The sequence below is a fragment of the Novosphingobium sp. BL-S-20 genome (assembly GCF_055521635.1).
The window spans coordinates 1,551,055-1,568,216 of sequence record NZ_CM145493.1 but is presented as its reverse complement, the minus strand read 5'-3'; the positions used below and the strand labels follow the sequence as shown (position 1 = coordinate 1,568,216).

At 63.3% G+C, this 17,162-nt stretch carries 13 protein-coding genes; 5 read left to right on the top strand and 8 right to left on the bottom strand.

The genetic code is table 11. The annotated features are described in order from the left end of the window. Positions 1-31: 31 nt before the first annotated feature. The 3 genes from ACZ1II_RS06400 to ACZ1II_RS06390 all read right to left on the bottom strand — a co-directional run bounded on the left by ACZ1II_RS06400 (position 32) and on the right by ACZ1II_RS06390 (position 2,720). On the bottom strand, positions 32-661 hold the full coding sequence (locus ACZ1II_RS06400; protein ID WP_465143584.1) for a pyridoxamine 5'-phosphate oxidase family protein: 630 nt from the start codon (positions 659-661) through the stop codon (positions 32-34). Between the two features lie 74 nt (positions 662-735). Then, positions 736-1,713 (bottom strand): alpha/beta fold hydrolase, encoded by a 978-nt coding sequence (locus tag ACZ1II_RS06395; RefSeq protein ID WP_465143583.1) that lies wholly within the window; start codon positions 1,711-1,713, stop codon positions 736-738. A 128-nt stretch (positions 1,714-1,841) separates the two neighbouring features. After that, on the bottom strand, positions 1,842-2,720 hold the full coding sequence (locus ACZ1II_RS06390) for a LysR family transcriptional regulator (protein ID WP_465143582.1): 879 nt from the start codon (positions 2,718-2,720) through the stop codon (positions 1,842-1,844). 267 nt (positions 2,721-2,987) lie between these two features. Here ACZ1II_RS06390 and ACZ1II_RS06385 point away from each other — a divergent pair, with 267 nt between their 5' ends. Further along, positions 2,988-5,669: a TonB-dependent receptor domain-containing protein gene (locus tag ACZ1II_RS06385; RefSeq protein WP_465143581.1), complete on the top strand. Its 2,682-nt coding sequence runs from the start codon at positions 2,988-2,990 to the stop codon at positions 5,667-5,669. Positions 5,670-6,212: 543 nt separating this feature from the next. Here ACZ1II_RS06385 and ACZ1II_RS06380 read toward each other — a convergent pair. Next, the gene (locus ACZ1II_RS06380; RefSeq protein ID WP_465143580.1) at positions 6,213-6,614 is read right to left on the bottom strand and encodes a hypothetical protein; all 402 of its coding nucleotides are present in this window, start codon (positions 6,612-6,614) and stop codon (positions 6,213-6,215) included. Positions 6,615-6,732: 118 nt separating this feature from the next. On the opposite strand from ACZ1II_RS06380, the gene ACZ1II_RS06375 reads away from it, so the two are divergent. Further along, positions 6,733-8,106, top strand: a complete 1,374-nt coding sequence (locus tag ACZ1II_RS06375; RefSeq protein WP_465143579.1) for a transposase — start codon at positions 6,733-6,735, stop codon at positions 8,104-8,106. A 280-nt stretch (positions 8,107-8,386) separates the two neighbouring features. On the opposite strand, the gene ACZ1II_RS06370 is transcribed toward ACZ1II_RS06375, so the two are convergent. Both ACZ1II_RS06370 and ACZ1II_RS06365 read right to left on the bottom strand, forming a co-directional pair. Beyond that, positions 8,387-11,668 carry an amidohydrolase family protein gene (locus ACZ1II_RS06370; protein WP_465143578.1) on the bottom strand — a complete coding sequence of 1,094 codons (3,282 nt, stop codon included), beginning with the start codon at positions 11,666-11,668 and terminating at the stop codon, positions 8,387-8,389. Between the two features lie 112 nt (positions 11,669-11,780). After that, on the bottom strand, positions 11,781-12,221 hold the full coding sequence (locus ACZ1II_RS06365; protein WP_465143577.1) for an Lrp/AsnC family transcriptional regulator: 441 nt from the start codon (positions 12,219-12,221) through the stop codon (positions 11,781-11,783). Positions 12,222-12,366: 145 nt separating this feature from the next. Between ACZ1II_RS06365 and ACZ1II_RS06360 the strand changes: the two genes are divergently transcribed. Both ACZ1II_RS06360 and ACZ1II_RS06355 read left to right on the top strand, forming a co-directional pair. Then, complete coding sequence (locus ACZ1II_RS06360) at positions 12,367-13,413, top strand: ornithine cyclodeaminase (RefSeq protein ID WP_465143576.1); 1,047 nt, start codon at positions 12,367-12,369, stop codon at positions 13,411-13,413. Positions 13,414-13,530: 117 nt separating this feature from the next. Further along, the gene (locus ACZ1II_RS06355; protein WP_465143575.1) at positions 13,531-15,099 is read left to right on the top strand and encodes an amidase; all 1,569 of its coding nucleotides are present in this window, start codon (positions 13,531-13,533) and stop codon (positions 15,097-15,099) included. A 38-nt stretch (positions 15,100-15,137) separates the two neighbouring features. Here the strand turns inward: ACZ1II_RS06355 and ACZ1II_RS06350 are convergent, their stop codons facing one another. After that, positions 15,138-15,725: an N-acetyltransferase family protein gene (locus ACZ1II_RS06350; RefSeq protein WP_465143574.1), complete on the bottom strand. Its 588-nt coding sequence runs from the start codon at positions 15,723-15,725 to the stop codon at positions 15,138-15,140. Between the two features lie 120 nt (positions 15,726-15,845). Here ACZ1II_RS06350 and ACZ1II_RS06345 point away from each other — a divergent pair, with 120 nt between their 5' ends. Continuing rightward, on the top strand, positions 15,846-16,136 hold the full coding sequence (locus ACZ1II_RS06345) for a DUF6916 family protein (protein ID WP_465143573.1): 291 nt from the start codon (positions 15,846-15,848) through the stop codon (positions 16,134-16,136). Between the two features lie 63 nt (positions 16,137-16,199). Here the strand turns inward: ACZ1II_RS06345 and ACZ1II_RS06340 are convergent, their stop codons facing one another. Continuing rightward, positions 16,200-16,847 (bottom strand): phage tail protein, encoded by a 648-nt coding sequence (locus ACZ1II_RS06340; protein ID WP_465143572.1) that lies wholly within the window; start codon positions 16,845-16,847, stop codon positions 16,200-16,202. Positions 16,848-17,162: the final 315 nt, after the last annotated feature.

Sequence of the window (17,162 nt, the reverse complement as noted above, 5' to 3'; positions counted from 1 at the left end):
CCTGAGGCACAGGACGGGCCGAAGTTCCGCATTACGCTTCGCCCTGCTCCTCGATCCGGCGGCGCAGGGCTGCATTCGCCGCTTCCAGTTCGGCCATGCGCTCATGCAGCGGGCGGACTGCATACTCGATCTCGCGCTCGGTGAAGCGCGGCGTGATGTGCTGCGGGCAATTCCAGTCGAACGCTTCCAGTCGCAGCCGGAATATCCGCTCGGGCCGCGCCTTGTATCCGGGATCGAGAACAAGTTCGGTCAGGGCCTTGTCCGCATCCAGTGACAGCTTTTCGACGCGGGCATAGATCTTGAGCCGCATACGGCGGGGATAGTCCATCAGGATCAGACAGGCCCGGTCGTTGGCGGCCAGGTTACCGGTGCTGATGTACTGGCGGTTGCCGCGATAGTCGGCGAAGGCGAGGGTGCGCTCGTCCACCATCTTGAGGAACCCCGCCGGGCCGCCGCGATGCTGGACATAGGGCCAGCCGTCTTCCGACACCGACCCCATGTAGAAGCTGTCGCGAGCGGCGATGAAGGCGGCCTCGTTCCTGGTGAAGCGGTCGAATTCACGATCACCCTCGAAGTGGGCCCATTGCCGGTCAGCGCCCATTTCCGCCTGGGCCGCGCGGACGCTGGGCGTCATGGCGATATCCAGAAATCCGTAAGGCATGATGTATCTCCGATATGGCGTTCGCCGTCAGGCCGGGGGCGTTTCGCGCGCCACCCGGCCAGTCGGTCAGCCGGTCAGCGGGGCGCGACCTTGCGATCGAGGAAATCGCGGATCAGCGGGCCCATCTCGTCCAGCTTGTCTTCGAGGGCGAAATGCCCGGTGTCGAAAAGGTGGAGTTCCGCCTCTGGCAGGTCGCGCAAGTAGGGATGGGCACCCGGCTCGGGGAAGATCTTGTCGTTCTTGCCCCAGACGATCAGCGTCGGCGGCTTGCGCTCGCGGAAGAACTGCTGGAACTGCGGGTAGAGCGGCAAGTTGGTGCGATAGTCGTAGAACAGGTCGAGCTGGATATCCTTGTTGCCCGGCCGGTCGAGCAGGGCCTGGTCCTGGACCCAGTTGTCCGGGCTGATGCGCGACAGATCGCTGACCCCGTCGGTGTACTGGAATATCGTCGCCTTCTGCGTCACCAGCCAGGCCTGCGCCTCGCGGTCCCTGGCCGATCCGCTCTTCCAGTAGGTCTTGATCGGGTCCCAGAAGGCGCCGAGCCCTTCGTCATAGGCATTGCCGTTCTGGACGATCAGGCCGCTCACCCGTTCGGGATGCTTGATCGCCAGCCGGTAGCCGACCGGGGCGCCGTAATCCATCACGTACATGGCATAGCGCTGCGCACCGAGTTGGCCCATCAGCGTGTCCACCATATCGGCATAATGGCCGAAGCTGTAGGTGAACTGCTTGTGGTCCGGCGCATCGCTCTGGCCGAAGCCGGGATAGTCCGGGGCGATCACATGGTAGCGATCGGCCAGCAGCGGGATCAGGTTGCGGAACATGTGCGAGCTGGTGGGGAAACCGTGGAGCAGCAGCACGACCGGGCCATCGGCAGGGCCGGCTTCGCGGTAGGCCATCTTCACGCCGTCGATGGTCGCCGTGCGATAGTGGACGGTTACCGGCGCATTGCGCGTCGCCGTGATGTCCTGCGAGGGGGCTGCCATCGCGTTTGCCGGTGCAGCGATCGCCGCGGTCGCCAGCATCAGGGAGAGGATCAGTTGCTTGGTCATGTCTTCCACCTTGTTCAGTACCGCTGCGCGCTCTGCGTCAGCCTCTGATGGAAGATGTAATTCCTGTTCGGTCCTGCGTTAATTCGCTCAATCTGGAAGTCATTATTCCTTATTTTGGAATAAATGACTTATTGCAGCGAGGCGTTGTTCCGCAGCCGCTCGACGGCAAGGTCTACGAATGCCCGCACTTTGGCTGTCGCGTGTCGTCCCTCGACATGAACGACGTGAACAGGGATCGGGCTGTCCGCATAGTCTTCAAGTACCGATTGCAGACGGCGCTCCGCCAGCGCCGGAGCGACCTGATAGGACAGCACGCGGGCAATGCCCCAGCCTTGTTCTGCGGCTGAAATCGCGGCTTCGTTGGTATTGCAGAGCAGGCGCGGATGAACGGTGACGCTGGTGCGACCGTCCGAGCCGAAGTGCCATTCGGGCGATACCCAGGCGCCGGTGGGCATGATGACCCGGTGCTGCGCAAGCTCGGCAGGGCTGCGGGGAACGCCGTGTTTCTCGAAATAGGACGGCGCGCCGCAGATCGTCCGGTGGACCCAGCCGACCCTTGTGGCACTGAGACCCGATGCCGCAAGGTTGCCGATCCGGATGGCGACATCGATGCCTTCCTCGACGATGTTCACCGGGCGATCGACGAACAGGGTCTGTCCGGTCACGCTGGGAAAACGATCGAGATATTCGAGCAGGATCGGCAGGACATGCATCCGCCCGAACATGACCGGCCCGGTGACGGTGAGGGTGCCGGTGGGGTTGCCGTGCGACCCGGCTGCGGAGGCTTCGGCTTCGGCAATGTCGGCCAGGATGCGGCGGCAATCCTCGAAGTAGCGTTGACCGGCTTCGGTCATCTTCACCGAGCGCGTCGTCCGGGTGAGGAGCCTGACGCCGATCTGTTCCTCCAGCGCGGATATGGCCCTGGTGACGGCAGGAGGGCTGAGGTGCATCTGCCGGGCTGCTGCGGCAAAGCTGGCAGTTTCGGCCACCCGGACAAAGATCCTCATGGATTGCCAGCGGTCCAACCTTATCCCTTTCAAACCATGCAGATATGGGCGCGACATTGTGCGGAAAGGTGCCCTGTGGTCAATGCCGCGGCGGGTTCCGGATATGTCGTTCTCGCTGTGCGCTGGCACCAGGACCCAAGGTCTTGGTCCCCTCGACTTCCCGAAAGTGGATGTTCCCCTGGGCCGGGCTTGCGCCTCTTACTTCCCGCGCCGCGAGGCAAGGCCAGATCGCTCCCGAGGGCGACAGCAAGATCAGGGATAAAAATGATGGAACAGCTTTTCCGGGCGCGCCGCCGGTCGATTCTGGCGAGCACCGCTCTTTTCGCACTGAGCGTGCCGGCATCGCCGGTGTATGCGCAATCCGGCGCGGAGGATTCCGCCGCCCCCGCACAGGGCGACATCGTCGTCACCGGATCGCGCATCGACCGCCCCGGCTATGAATCGCCCACGCCGCTGCTGCACATGACGCAGGATGACCTGCAGGTCGTCAGCCGCCCCAATATCGGTGCGGCGCTCGCCGACCTGCCGATGTTCAAGGCCTCGCAGTCGCCGCAGACCTCCGGCACCAACGCGCAGGCGGGCCGTTTCCCGATCAACATCCGCGGCCTGGGCGAGACGCGCTCGCTGGTCCTCGTCGACGGACGCCGTCTCGTCAGCGACAACGACCTCAACACCGTGCCTTCGATCATGATCAAGAGCGTGGACATCGTCACCGGCGGCGCCTCGGCGGCCTGGGGCTCGGATGCGGTCGCGGGCGTGGTCAACATGATCGTCGACGGTGAATACGAAGGCCTGCGCCTGGGCGCCGAAGGCGGCATCTCCTCGCGCGGCGATGCCGGGCAGGTCCGCTTCGAGGGCAAGTACGGCACCAGCTTCGCCGGCGGTCGCGGCCACTTCGTGATCGGCGGCGAATTCATCGACAACAAGGGCATCCTCAAGAAGACCGACCGCAAGAACACCGGCCGCTTCGCCACCGTCAACAATGCGCTGACCCCCGATGTCGGCCATGCCACTCGCCTGATCGGCGGCTATATCACTTCGGGCGTGCTGCGCGGCTATGGCTTCAATCCCGACGGCACCCTGCGCGTGCCCGACATCGGCACCGTGGTCGGCACCAACATGATCGGCGGCGAAGGCCCCTCGGATGATGAGCGCAGCCCGCTCATCACGCCGCAGAAGCGCTATGCCGCGATGGCCAAGGCCTCCTACGAACTGACCGACACGCTGAAGATCAGCGCCGACTTGCGCTATTCGCGGTACTGGAACAACTACACCTGGTTCGGCGACCACACGAACAGCGTCACCATCCGTTCGGACAACGCCTTCCTGAACGATGGCATCCGGCAGGCGATGGCTGCGGCCGGGCAGACCAGCTTCACGATGGCTCGCTACAATGCCGACCTGTCGTACAGCACCATCGATCTCGACCGCCGCAGCGTGCAGGGCACGCTGGCGCTGGACGGCAGCTTCGGTGACGGACGCTGGCGCTATTCGGCCTATTACAGCCACGGCCAGTACCGCAACAAGATCGATACGCCCGGCTTCCTGATCTCCGCGAACTTCGCCAATGCGGTCGATGCGGTGATCGATCCGGCGACTGGCCAGGCGGTATGCCGCTCGCGCGCGGCGGGCTGCGTGCCGCTCGACCTGTTCGGCGAAGGCGCGCCCTCGCAGGCGGCGATCGACTACGTCACCGGCACCCCGCACTTCAACAGCCTGAACAAGATCGACACTTACGGCGTTTCGCTGCGCGGCGAGCCGGTCGAACTGCCCGCAGGCGCGGTCTCGATCGCTGTCGGTGCGGAAGGACGCAACCTGTCGACCAACGCGAAGATTGGCGAACTGGACGCGGCCAAGGCCTTCTCCACATTCTACTTCAGCTCGCTGAAGGGCAAGTACGACGTGAAGGAAGCCTTCGCCGAAGTCGTCATCCCCGTCGTCAAGGACGTGCCGGTGCTGCGCAAGCTGGAACTGAACGGCGCCGTGCGTGCATCGGACTACAGCACCAGCGGCACCGTCTGGTCGTGGAAGCTGGGCGCCACCAACGAGTTCCTGCCCGGCGTGATCGGCCGCGTCACCCGCTCGCGCGATATTCGCGCGCCCAACATCAGCGAACTCTACTCGAACCAGACGGTCAGCTATGTCGGTGTCGTCGATCCGCAGTTCAGCAGCGAAGGCAGCCGCAGCGTGCTGATCTACGGCGGCGGCAATGCCGCGCTCAAGCCCGAGAAGTCGGACACCTGGACGGCGGGCATCACCACCGCCCCGCTGCGCGGCCTGATCGCCTCGATCGATTACTTCAACATCAAGATCAAGGACGTCATCACCAGCATCGGCGCGCAGGTTCTGGTGGATCGTTGCAACGGCGGCAATGCCAGCCTGTGCAACTACATCACCCGCGATTCCACCGGCCGCATCGCCAGTATCGCCTCGTCGCAGGTCAACCTGTCGGAATTCAAGACCGACGGCGTGGACGCCGAACTGGCCTATACCCTGCCGGTCCAGAACGACGCCAACGGCCGCGTGATCTTCCGTCTCGTCGGCACCTGGGTGAACCACTTCACGACCGACGACGGCACGGCAGAGATCGAGTACGTAAAGTCGCAAGGCTATGCCTTCGTCAACGGCGTGCCGCGCATCCGCGCCAATGCCTCTGTCGGCTATGCCAGCGACGGCTTCAGCGGCCTGATCCGCGCGCGCTACACCTCGTCCGGCTACTGGAACCGCACCAGCGCCGCGCCGATCACCAACAACCGCATTCCGGCCTATACCTACATCGATCTCCAACTGAGCCAGAAGGTGCCCTTCGGCAAAGACGGCAAGTATTTCGAGATTTACGGCAATGTCTCGAACCTGTTCGACAAGGACCCGCCGCTCTACTCGAACTTCTCGCCCTACTACGACGTGATCGGTCGCTACATGACGGCGGGCGTGCGCCTGGAGTTCTGACGCTCCGGCCTTTGCATATAAACGAAAGGCGGCGGGTGCGAACCTGCCGCCTTTTTTCGTGAAGCGTGACGTCAGATGGGAAGGGGGACTTGCCTCCTTGCCGAGTTCCAGCGCCACCCGCTCAGGCTGAGCTTGTCGAAGCCTTTGGCGGAACCGAAAATTGATGCTTGTCGAATATTTCAACAATCGGCCAGCTATCTCCCTCGTTCCATATCGACACCCAATTGTCTGGGTGCACATCAAGGGAATGAGGGTGTCCATCGTCAAGGGTGACAACGGCTTCCCCACCGGGCGGGACTTCATATTGGTCGCAGATTGGTTCGATAAAAATCGTGAGTGACGTCTCAAGATAGTTTCGGATCGGCAAGCGCATCGGGTGGCATCTTCTTCAGTGTGAAACCCACCTTATCGTTCCGAGCTACCGTCTGCCATGGGGCGTGTCCCGTCAGGCCGCTTTTCTTCGCTACCCGTGGGCACCGGACAGGCAGCGATGGAATGCGGCTCACAGCGTCGTGAGGGGCCGAAATGCGTGGGAAGCAGGCACTACTCGCTGCCAAGATCTGCCTTTATTAGCTGAGTGGTTTCGCCGCGATAGCAGTAAGCAGGACTCGGCCCAATGCTGCCTGAGCTCAGCTTTAGCTGAACACAGACCTGATCGGAAAAGGCCATCACTACTGGAGACCGGTCGAGATCAACTGTGTTTGCAGCGCGGTTGTTTGTCTTGTTCCAGCGAAGCTTGGCGTCCCGGATTTGCGCGGAAAACGCTGGATTACCGTCGCTTTTGCTCCACTCCTTGTCAAAGCGGTTTTCGCCTGCCTGCCACCCCTCAGCTTGCCCCAAAAGGAAGCCGGACTTGTAGCCCGCCTTATGTCCTGCGAAGCTTGCGAGCAGGGTGATAGCCAGACTTGTTGCACAAAGGATCACAGCGAAGCGAGTTACTCTCATAGTGAGATACTGACCATCCCAGCGAACGTCGGCAATGGGGCGATGTCGTTGAAAAAGTCGGTCTTGCAGTCGCGGTGAGCGTCTGATTCAGCATCTTGATGCTGAAGGATATCAAGCAATGATGGGCGAGCGCCGAATGGCGCAGGAGGCGTTGTTCTACGAGTTCAGCCTGGATCGGCACGTTCCTGCCGATCATCTGCTTCGGGCGATCGACCGGTTCGTGGACTTGTTAGGCATGCGCGAGCACCTGCGAGGGTTCTACAGCGCGATAGGTCGCCCCTCGATCGACCCTGAACTGATGCTCCGGATGCTGATCGTGGGCTACTGTTTCGGCATCAGGTCGGAGCGCCGCCTGTGCGAGGAGGTACACCTCAATCTGGCTTATCGCTGGTTTTGCCGCCTGGGTCTCGAGGGCGACGTACCGGATCACTCCACCTTCTCAAAGAACCGCCATGGCCGCTTTCGTGAGAGTGATCTGTTCCGCCAGCTGTTCGAGGCCACCGTGCGGCGCTGCATCGATGAAGGACTGGTCGGAGGCGACGGTTTCGCTGTCGATGCCAGCCTGATCCGGGCCGAAGCCAATCGGCAGACCTATGTCGAAGGAACGCAGGGCCTTCCCGCCGATCTGCGGAGGCGTGCCGTCGAGGAGTACCTCGCCGTTCTCGATGATGCAGTCTTTGGTGGCGCAACTCCGGTCGAGCCCAAGCGCGTCTCGCCTGTCGATCCAGCGGCGCGCTATACCTCGGCGCACGGCGGGCGCGCCGATTTCTGCTACTCCACCAATTACCTGATCGACGTCGACAATGCGGTGATCGTGGATGTTGAGGCGAGCACGGCAGTGCGCCAGGCGGAGGTTACTGCAGCCAAGAGGATGATCGAGCGAACGGCCGACCGCCATGGCTTATGGCCACGCAAGCTGATCGGCGACACCGGCTACGGCTCTGCGGGTATGCTCGCCTGGCTCGTGCACGAGCGTGGCATCGAGCCGCACGTGCCCGTCTTCGACAAGTCCGCCAGGAGCGATGGCGCTTTCGAGCGCAGCGACTTCACCTTCGATCACGAGGATGACAGCTATATCTGCCCGGCCGGCAAGCGCCTGCGTCCACGCAACCGCAACTTTGCCTCGCCACGACCAGATGCCGACAAGGATGGCTTCATCCGCTACCGAGCCCGGCAGCAGGACTGCAGCAGTTGCGCTCTCAAGCTGCAATGCACACCCATCCTGCCGGCTCGCAAGGTGACCCGTTCGATCCACGAAGGCGCACGCGATCTGGCTCGGGTACTATCGCAGGAAGATGAATGGATCGCCTCGCGCCGCGAGCGCAAGAAGGTCGAAATGCTTTTCGCTCACCTGAAGCGGATCATGCGGCTCGACCGGCTGCGATTACGCGGCCCCAACGGTGCCCGAGACGAATTCCACCTCGCTGCCGCTGCCCAGAACCTGCGCAAGCTGGCCAAGATCAGCCTTGCCAGGCAGTCGGCGATGACATGAGGTCAGGCAACTCCGTTCGCTCGCTTCAATCTAACCCCTCCACCTCACCCAAGAAGCGACTTTTTCAACGACATCGGGCGTAAGCTGCCATTGTCCCGGCTACCACAATATAATCCAACCCCGCTCAGGCTGAGCCTGTCGAAGCGAGCCCGCAACGCTGGAGCACCTGCGTGATCTCCCTCATGCAGCGCCCTGCCGCTGGGGGCTTCGACAAGCTCAGCCTGAGCGGGTTGGGAGGTCGGTTACGGGGCGACCGAACAGCCCAACCGAACGCCCGGCCTCAGTACTCGAACGAGGCGGCGTTGCCCTGTTTTTCCTCGAAGTCGGCGGCGGTGCGGATGGCCACGGCGACTTCCCGCTTCGACATCCCCTCGAACCACTGCGCATCGTGCTTGCGCTGGCGCGGCCATTGTTCGTCGAGGGTGGCGGCGTCGTAGAGGCGGCCGTTCTGCATCACCAGCGACAGCGAGCGGGTGTTGCGGATATCTGCCGCCGGGTCGCGGTCCAGCACCAGCAGGTCGGCCAGTTTGCCCGGTTCGATCGAGCCGAGGTCGAGTGCCCGCCCGATGACTTGCGCCGAGCCGATGGTCGCCGCCTGCAGTATCTGCATGGCGCTGGCTCCGCCGGATGCCATGGCTTCCAGTTCCCAATGATAGGACAGTCCCTGCACGATGCTGTGCGAGCCGACGCCGAGCAGGCCGCCTGCGTTGCCTATATCGCTGGCCTGCTTTGCGAACAGCGAGAATCCCTGTCCGTCGGCCCGGTTCCAGGTAACGGAATCGCGCTTGGCGGCGAAAGCGAATTCGGGAACGAAGCGGCCCAGCTTGGCGTCGAAATCCTGCTGGTGTCCGGCGGCCATGGCGCCCATCGCGCTCGGTGCGCCGTAGAGCACCAGCATCGTCGGCACCGTGGATATGCGCGAGCGAACCAGCATCTGCACCATGTCGTCATGCAAAGGCGCGATCGGCAGGCTATGCTCGTTGCCCGCATAGCCGTCCAGCATTTGCGTCACGTCCAGCCGGTAGTCGCTGGCGCCTTCGGTCGTGGGCATCAGGCCCAGCGCCTGCGCGCCTTCGATCAGGTGACGCCGTTCGGCGCGGTCGCCGACCATGTACTGCTTGATGTTGGGCGTGCGGTAGTAGTCGGAATAGCGCCGCAGGGTGGCGATGGCTTCCTCGCGGCTGGCCATCGGGCTGTTGCGGAACACGCCCTCGCCGGTGGAGAAGGCGCGCAGGCCCGTCATCAGTCCGGCGTCGATCATGTCGGCATAGGCGAATACGTCGGGATCGAACGTCTGCACGTCCAGCCCCGCGGTCACCCCGTAGGCGAGGTTTGCGGAGAAATCCCAGTGGCCGATATCGAGGATGCGGCGGCGCGTCTCGAACCAGTGGGCATGGGCGTCGATGAAGCCGGGCACGATGAACTTGCCGGTCACGTCGCGCACTTGCGTACAGCCGGGAATCTTCACGGTCCCGCGCGGCCCGACCCCGGCGATGCGGTTGTCGACGATCAGCACGTCGGCATCGTCGATCACCTCGTCCGCTTTCATCGTGATGACCCGCGCGCCGCGCAGCAGCAGCCTGCCGCTCGGCACGTCGCGCGGCAGGACCACGTCCATGACGATGCCGCCTGCCCGCTTCTCGATGGCGGCAGGGGGGCCGTCCTGCGCGGCAGCCAGAGGCAGCTGCCGCACCGTCGCGCCGACCGACCACAGGAGCGAGCGCATGTCCGGTGCCCAGTCCATGGCGTCGGCGCCGATGGCGGTGATCCGCCGCGCCTTCGACGCCGGTTCGCTGACGTTGACGGTGGGCGCCACGCCGTCCCCAGCTTCCGGCACGGGAACGAGGTAGAGCTGCGAGGCGAGGCGCACCAGCGCGGTGCGGCCGTCGGCGCTCAACTGCGCGTTCCGCAGCGGCGCGGGCGTGTCGAAATACTGGCTGTCGGGCCGGGCAACGAGTTTCACCAGACGCTTCGCTGGACCATCGCCGGAAACCGCGTGGGAGGAAATCCAGCCGTCCGCGTAGTAACGCACTCGCGCCGGATCGGCATCGCGCCGCAAGTCCATGGCCGCGCCGACCTCGCCCAGTGCCGTCACCGCGCCGCCGTCCACCGGCACCCGCACCAGTGTCGTGGGCATCGGGCCGAGGCTCTCCGCCGTGCGGTAGAGCCGGTCGTGCTGGCTGGCGGAAAAGGCCACCATGTCCTTGCCGCCTGCCAGGAACAGCGGTTCGGAATAGAACGCCGCCTGCGTCGTGATCTGCCGTGCCGGGGTCTTGCCGTCCGCCGCCGCGACCCAGATCTGGCCGCCTTCCTTGGCGGTCCAGGTCACGTATGTGATGAAGCGCCCGTCGTCCGACCAGCTCGGCTGCCAGGCGGCTCCGGGCACGTTGAGGCGCCGCGGCTTCGCACCCTTGCGGTTGGCGGCCAGATAGATCCGGCCCACGGCACCGAACACCACCTGTCTGCCATCGGGCGAGAGACGCGGCGTCTGGATCACGCGGACGTGGACGGGGCCGGTCTCCACCCGGTGCTGGCGGCGGAGCGGCAGCGGCATCTCGCGGCGCACATGCGCCTCGAACGGAATGTTGGCGAGCGTGCCGGTTGTCACGTCGAGCCGCTTCAACCCGCCGCCGAGGCCCAGATAGATGCTGCGGTCATCGGCGGAAAAGACCATCCGCGGCATCAGGTCGACATAGTACCCGCCGGACTGGGCATCCGGGTCTAGCGGGGCATGCAGAAGCCGGTCGGTACCGGAGGAGAGATCGTGCAGGCGCAGCACGGTCCGCTCGTTCTCGCGCGTGGTGTAAGCCAGCAGGCGGCCATCGTGCGAGAGTACCGGGCGCATTCCGCCGCCTGGCGTCGTCACCACGGTGTGTTGCGTTCGGGTGGCAAGGTCGAAGCGCGCGATCGTCCAGTGGGGCAGGGCGCCGCTGGTCCAGGTCGTTCCCGCCTTGGTGGCATAGTACAGGCTCTTGCCATCGGGCGAAGCGACCACGCCCATGGCGTTGCGCCGCTGCGGATGGGGATCGTCGCCGTTAGGCTGGGCCTTTACCAGCACCTCATGGCTGCCGCTCGCGACGTCGAAGGACCACAACTCGAATGCAAGCACACCCCAGATCATGCGCGAGACGTAAAGCGTCCTGCCGTCCGGCGACCATGCGGGTGAGCTGTAGTGCGGCACGCCGCCGGTTTCCTCTGAGACGCGGCGGGCATGGCTGCCGTCGGCATCGGCGATCCACAGGTTCTCGCGCCCGTCGCGGTCGCTGACGAAGGCGATGTGACGACCGTCGGGCGAGAAGACCGGCTGCGTATCGAATGCATCGCTGATCATAACCGGGCGGGCCTTTCCGCCTTGCGGGGAAAGCGCATAGATATCGCCCAGCAGGTCGAACAGGATGGTGCCGCCGTCGGGCGATATGTCGAGTGCGGGCCAGGTGACCTGCCGGGTGTCATATTCGATCACGCGCCCGGACAGTGGCGGGAGAGTGTCCGCATGCGCCGTCTCTCCGCCGAACAATGCCATGCTCGCCAGAAGCGCCGTACCTGCCAGCCATGAGTTCACTGCGTCACCTTTTTGCCTGATCTAGGGACTTTCCATCGCTGCGCAGCAGCGAGTGGGAAACATCCAGTTCGGAAGCGGAGAGGGGGCCAGTCGCGGAGGGGCACGGTTTCCCTCAGACGGTACTCAGCAGCAGGCTGGTCTCGCTGTTCAGTACCCCGTCGATCATGCGAACCTGCCGCAGTACCCGGTCGAATTCCGACAGGCTGGATGTGCGGATATCCGCCACCAGATCCCATTTTCCGTTGGTGGTATGCAGCGTCTGGATTTCGACCATGCCCCGCAGTTTCTGGATGACCTGGGTGGTGGACTTGCCGGTGATCTCGATCATCATAACGGCGCGCACCGACAGATCCTCGTAATCGTCGCGCACGCGGATGGTGAAACCGAGCAGCGTTCCGGTGTCGATCAGCCGGTCGAGCCGGTTCTGCACGGTACCGCGCGCGACGCCCAGCGCATCGGCCAGCTTCGACAGCGAGGCGCGGCCATCCGCCCGCAGATGCCCGATGATGCGGCGATCGAGATCGTCGGGAATGAACTTTGCCAAGGATGACACGCGAAAACCGCTCTCTATGCAAATTGTACAATAACGCTGCAATGTTCGTACAAAGATGAGCACCTTGCAAGGCGGTCTTGCGATTTTTACCAGCAGAGCGCCGACCTAGGATCGTCCCCAGCCCATTCCAGTAAAGGACATCTCCATGGCTCCGCCGCCTTCCTCGCTTGCCTTCGTCCCGTTCGTCAGCGTCGAGAACATGATGCGTCTCGTCCATCATTTCGGGATCGAGGACGTGCTGCGTGAACTGACCGATGCGATCGAGGCCGACTACTTGCGCTGGTCGCTGTTCGAAAAGGCGCCCCGGCTCGCCTCGCATTCGCAGGAGGGCGTCATCGAACTGATGCCGACTTCTGATGGCGATGCCTATGCGTTCAAATACGTCAATGGCCACCCCAGCAACACCGCAAAGGGGTTGCAGACGGTCGCGGCCTTCGGGCTGCTGGCGCGCGTCGATACCGGCTATCCGCTGCTGCTGACCGAGATGACCCTGCTGACGGCGCTGCGCACCGCCGCGACGTCCGCCATGGTGGCACGCCGCCTTGCCCCGGAGAACGCCCGCGTGATGGCGATGATCGGCAACGGCGCGCAGGCGGAATTCCAGGCCATCGCCATGAAAGCGATCGTCGGCATCGAGGAAGTACGCCTTTACGATATCGATCCCGCAGGCACCCGCAAGGCCACCCGCAATCTGGCCGGCTCGGGTCTGAAGGTTGTGGCCTGCGAAACCTCGCAGGAGGCGATCGAAGGGGCGCAGATCGTCACGACCTGCACCGCGGACAAGTCCTATGCCACGATCCTGTCCGACAACATGGTCGGCGCAGGCATCCACATCAACGCCATCGGCGGCGACTGCCCAGGCAAGACCGAACTGCACAAGGACATCCTTGGCCGCGCATCCACGTTTGTCGAATTCGAGCCGCAGACCCGCATCGAAGGCGAAATTCAACAGATGGAAGCGTCCTACCCGGTCACCGAATTCTGGAAGGTGCTGGCCGGTGAAGCGCAGGGACGTAGCGACGCCCGCCAGATCACCCTGTTCGACAGCGTCGGCTTCGCGATCGAGGATTTCTCGGCCCTGCGCTATCTGCTGGGCAAGCTGGAAGGCACGGACTTCTTCCAGCAGCTCGACATCATCGCCGATCCCGACGACCCGCGCGATCTGTTCGGCATGTTGCAGCGGGCGGCCTGAGCGGCGCGAACCCGATGGGCGGTGCGGGCATGGTCCCGCGTCGCAAGGCGAAATTGGTCCTTTACCGCGCTACCGCCGGGGTGAAGAAGCGGCCACCCAAGGCTGGAGATGAATACAATGGGCGAAACGATCCTCGACCGCGTCACCGCGAACCGCCGCATGGTTCTGGCTGCCGCGCCCATTGCCCTGACGACTGCCGCCGCACCTGCCTTTGCGAAGGCCGCTGCCCAGGGCGGCGGGAACGAAATCGTCATGATGACCGCGACCGACCTGTCCGCCGCGATCCATCGCAAGGACCTGTCCAGTCGCGAGGTGATGCGCGCCCATCTGGCCCAGATCGACAGTCTGAACCGGCGCTTCAATGCAATCGTCTCGCGCGTGGACGGCGATACGCTCCTGCAGCAGGCCGCCGCCATGGATGAGGATGCCGCCGCCGGCCGCTTCCATGGCCCGCTCCATGGTTTTCCCCATGCGGTGAAGGACACCGCCCCGGTCAAGGGCATCTCCAGCACTCAGGGATCGCCGATCCTGCGCAACAACATTCCCGCCGCCGACAGCCTTGTCGTTTCGCGGATGCGCCGGGCTGGCGCGCTGTTCATCGGCAAGACCAACGTCCCGGAATTCGCGCTGGGGTCGCACAGCTATAACCCGGTGTTCGGCACCACCCACAATGCCTATGCCCATGGCAAGGCTGCGGGCGGCAGCACCGGGGGCGGCGCGGTGGCGCTGGCGTTGCGCATGGTGCCGGTGGCGGACGGCAGCGACTTCGGCGGATCGCTGCGCAACCCGCCCGGCTGGAACAACGTCTTCGGCCTGCGCCCCTCGTTCGGCCGCGTCCCCTCCGTACCCAACAGCGACCTGTTCTGGCAGAACTTCGCGACATCGGGGCCGCTCGGCCGCACGGTCAAGGACCTTGCGATGCTGTTTTCGGTACAGGCGGGCGGCGACGCACGCGCGCCCTTCTCGCTAGGTGACGATCCGGCGGTGTTCGCGGGCTCGCTCGATCGCGACTGGAAGGGCGGCAGGATCGGATGGCTGGGCGATCTGGACGGCGCGCTGCCGATGGAAGCCGGCATCATGGAGACCTGCACCAGCGCACTCAAGGCGTTCGAGGCCGCCGGCATGCAAGTGGAGGCCGCGAAACTGGCAGAGCCTGCGGCGGACATGTGGCAGACCGCCAAGACCTTGCGTCATTGGTCGGTCGGCGCCGATCTTCAGGCGTTCTACAACGATCCCGCCAAACGCGCCCTGATGAAACCGGAGGCGATCTGGGAAGTCGAAGGCGGGATGAAGCTGACCGGGCCGCAACTCGCTGCGGCCTCGGAAGGGCGGACCCGGATCTACAACGCGTTCGAGGCCGCGTTCGAGCATTTCGACTTCCTGGTGCTCCCCACGGCGCAGGTCTTCCCCTTCGATGTCAGCGAGCACTGGCCGACCGAGATCGCGGGCAAGCCGATGGACAGCTACCATCGCTGGATGGAAGTGACCCTGCCGGCCACGATGGCGGGCTTGCCCACGCTGGCGGTTCCGGCAGGTTTCGGCGGCGCACTGAAGCTGCCCATAGGCCTTCAGATCATTGGCAGGCGCCATGCGGATCTGGCCGTTCTGCAGGTGGGCCACGCTTACGAAAAGGCCTCGCCGTGGATCGCGGCCAGCCTGCCCTCGGCGCTGAAGGGCAAGGGGTAAGGTCAGGCCTCTGCGACACCTCTGGCACTGCCGGAGCATCATGGACAGGTGCTGTACGGCAGGCGAGCGTCCGAGATGGTGCTGGGGATGGTCCAGACCATTCCGAGATGGGTCGCGGTGGCTTCGGTTTCGCGAAAACCCAGATCGTCATAGAGTTTGCGGGCGCGAGGGTTGTTGTGGGCGACGCTCAACCGCAACTGTTTTGCCTCTGCGGCGATGACGGATTGTTGCATCCAGCGGATCACCGCAGTGCCGATGCCCTGGCTGCGCCCGTCCGCTGTCAGCAGGATGTCGATCAGGGCCCAGCCCCGGTCATTGCGATCGAAGGAAAGGCGCCCGACAAGGCGGCCTGTCTGGCGGATCAAATGAAAATCGCCTTTGCGGTACAGCTTCAGAAAATGATTGTGCTGGAGAGTGAACTGATCGTCGAGAAAGGCCAGTTTCTGATCGGTGCTCCATGGTGTCATGAGCAGTTCCGGCAAGCGGCAGGCTCGGTATAGCGCGCGAAGGAAGGGAATATCCGCAGCGGTCGCCGGGATGAATTCGATCTTCAATGCTCTGAGCGCTTCTGTCGGATCAGGAAGCGGGGTCGGTGCGGGGAAGCGTTTTAGGGAAGAAGAACTCATTGCCGTCTCCTTCATGGTCTTGTTCGGTGCAAATATGTACAGGCTTCACGACCGGTTGTGTTCGTGGCACGTTCCGACGCCGGACAAGGATTCGTTCGTCGAAGGGGAAGTCGACAAGTCATGATGCTGCTTACACCGGAAGATTTTGAGCCATGGGTCGGCCGCAAGGTTCGTGTTGGTACAGTGCCGGAACTTGTGGAGATTACGCTTGAGCGTATTCACCGGCGGAACGTCATTCCGGGTTTCGATGTCCGCGTTCCATTTTCGCTTTACTTCGAATCCGGGCTGGACACTTACCTGATCGACGGAACTTATGAGTTCGATTGCGGAAAGGGCGGACCGCACGCCATTTGTGTCACGCAATTGCAGCCCAAGCCCGATCGTCGGATTTACGAGGCCGTTTTTGCCTGATCGGCACCTATTGGCAGAGGCGGCTCCGTAAGGTGCGGGGCCGCCTGCCGTCTGGCGGTAATTTCAGCCTCGGGACGGGTAGATGCCCACCAGTGCGATGTTGGTCTGTACCGCGAGATAGGGGTTCATGATCGAGAACGGGATATTGCTGCCGCTGACGCCCACCGCAACGGAACCCTGCGGTGTGAAGCTGCCGCCGGTTATCGCGACGCCGCCGAGGTTGACGACGGGTCCAGTCGTTCCTGCCGGAGCATAGACCTTCACCTGATTGGGGCCGGCATTCGCGGCATTGGCCAGCAGCGATCCCTCTGCAGGACTGTTCGTCTGATTGGTGGTGCCCGTGACCGCCTGGATCGAGCCGCTTGCCGTAGTATTTCCCGCCGTACCGATGAAGGTCGCCTGATGGGTATGGGCCGGCATATTGGCCGTCGTGAGCGTGATGCTCTCCGTTCCCGATACTTCGCCCCAATCATAAGTCTGTCCGCTGGCCGTGCTTTGCCCGAGGCCCAGAAGGCTGCGTCCTCCGGCATTGGGCAGTGCAAACGTCGTCATGCCGTTCCCGCCGAATGTCGTGCCGAGCAGGGCGAACAATGCATTGTTCTGACTGATGCTCATGATCTGGCCGTTGCAGGATGCCCAGCCTACCGGCGCGAAATTAAATCCGACCTGCATGATTTGACCGAAAAATGGATCACTCATCCTGCTCTCCATGTGGGTGCACGAATCATCGCGAAAGAGATGATCGAGAATTTCAGGCGAACATGCAGTCGAGAACCATTGTTGCCAATGTGCATAGTATCCGCAGTTTCAGAATTTTAATTTTGACATGACTGCATCTAGATGGGCTGTATTATTAGTGAATTGTAAACATAATTGACTTCAAATATTCACGAATCAAGATTTACACTCCAGGGCTGGAGTGTTTCATTGCGCTGCGTTCGGATGCCGATGGGCATGGTATCCAGGGGCTTCGCGGCGCTGGGGGAATTAATATGTGGGGGCTCGGGACCTTGTTCCGTTCACGCG

Coding starts and splice junctions, on each gene's coding strand:
- ACZ1II_RS06355 (WP_465143575.1), top strand. CDS start 13,531: ATGGGCGAAACGATCCTCGACCGCGTCACCGCGAACCGCCGCATGGTT.
- ACZ1II_RS06380 (WP_465143580.1), bottom strand. CDS start 6,614: ATGAGAGTAACTCGCTTCGCTGTGATCCTTTGTGCAACAAGTCTGGCT.
- ACZ1II_RS06360 (WP_465143576.1), top strand. CDS start 12,367: ATGGCTCCGCCGCCTTCCTCGCTTGCCTTCGTCCCGTTCGTCAGCGTC.
- ACZ1II_RS06350 (WP_465143574.1), bottom strand. CDS start 15,725: ATGAGTTCTTCTTCCCTAAAACGCTTCCCCGCACCGACCCCGCTTCCT.
- ACZ1II_RS06345 (WP_465143573.1), top strand. CDS start 15,846: ATGATGCTGCTTACACCGGAAGATTTTGAGCCATGGGTCGGCCGCAAG.
- ACZ1II_RS06375 (WP_465143579.1), top strand. CDS start 6,733: ATGATGGGCGAGCGCCGAATGGCGCAGGAGGCGTTGTTCTACGAGTTC.
- ACZ1II_RS06390 (WP_465143582.1), bottom strand. CDS start 2,720: ATGAGGATCTTTGTCCGGGTGGCCGAAACTGCCAGCTTTGCCGCAGCA.
- ACZ1II_RS06400 (WP_465143584.1), bottom strand. CDS start 661: ATGCCTTACGGATTTCTGGATATCGCCATGACGCCCAGCGTCCGCGCG.
- ACZ1II_RS06395 (WP_465143583.1), bottom strand. CDS start 1,713: ATGACCAAGCAACTGATCCTCTCCCTGATGCTGGCGACCGCGGCGATC.
- ACZ1II_RS06340 (WP_465143572.1), bottom strand. CDS start 16,847: ATGGAGAGCAGGATGAGTGATCCATTTTTCGGTCAAATCATGCAGGTC.
- ACZ1II_RS06385 (WP_465143581.1), top strand. CDS start 2,988: ATGGAACAGCTTTTCCGGGCGCGCCGCCGGTCGATTCTGGCGAGCACC.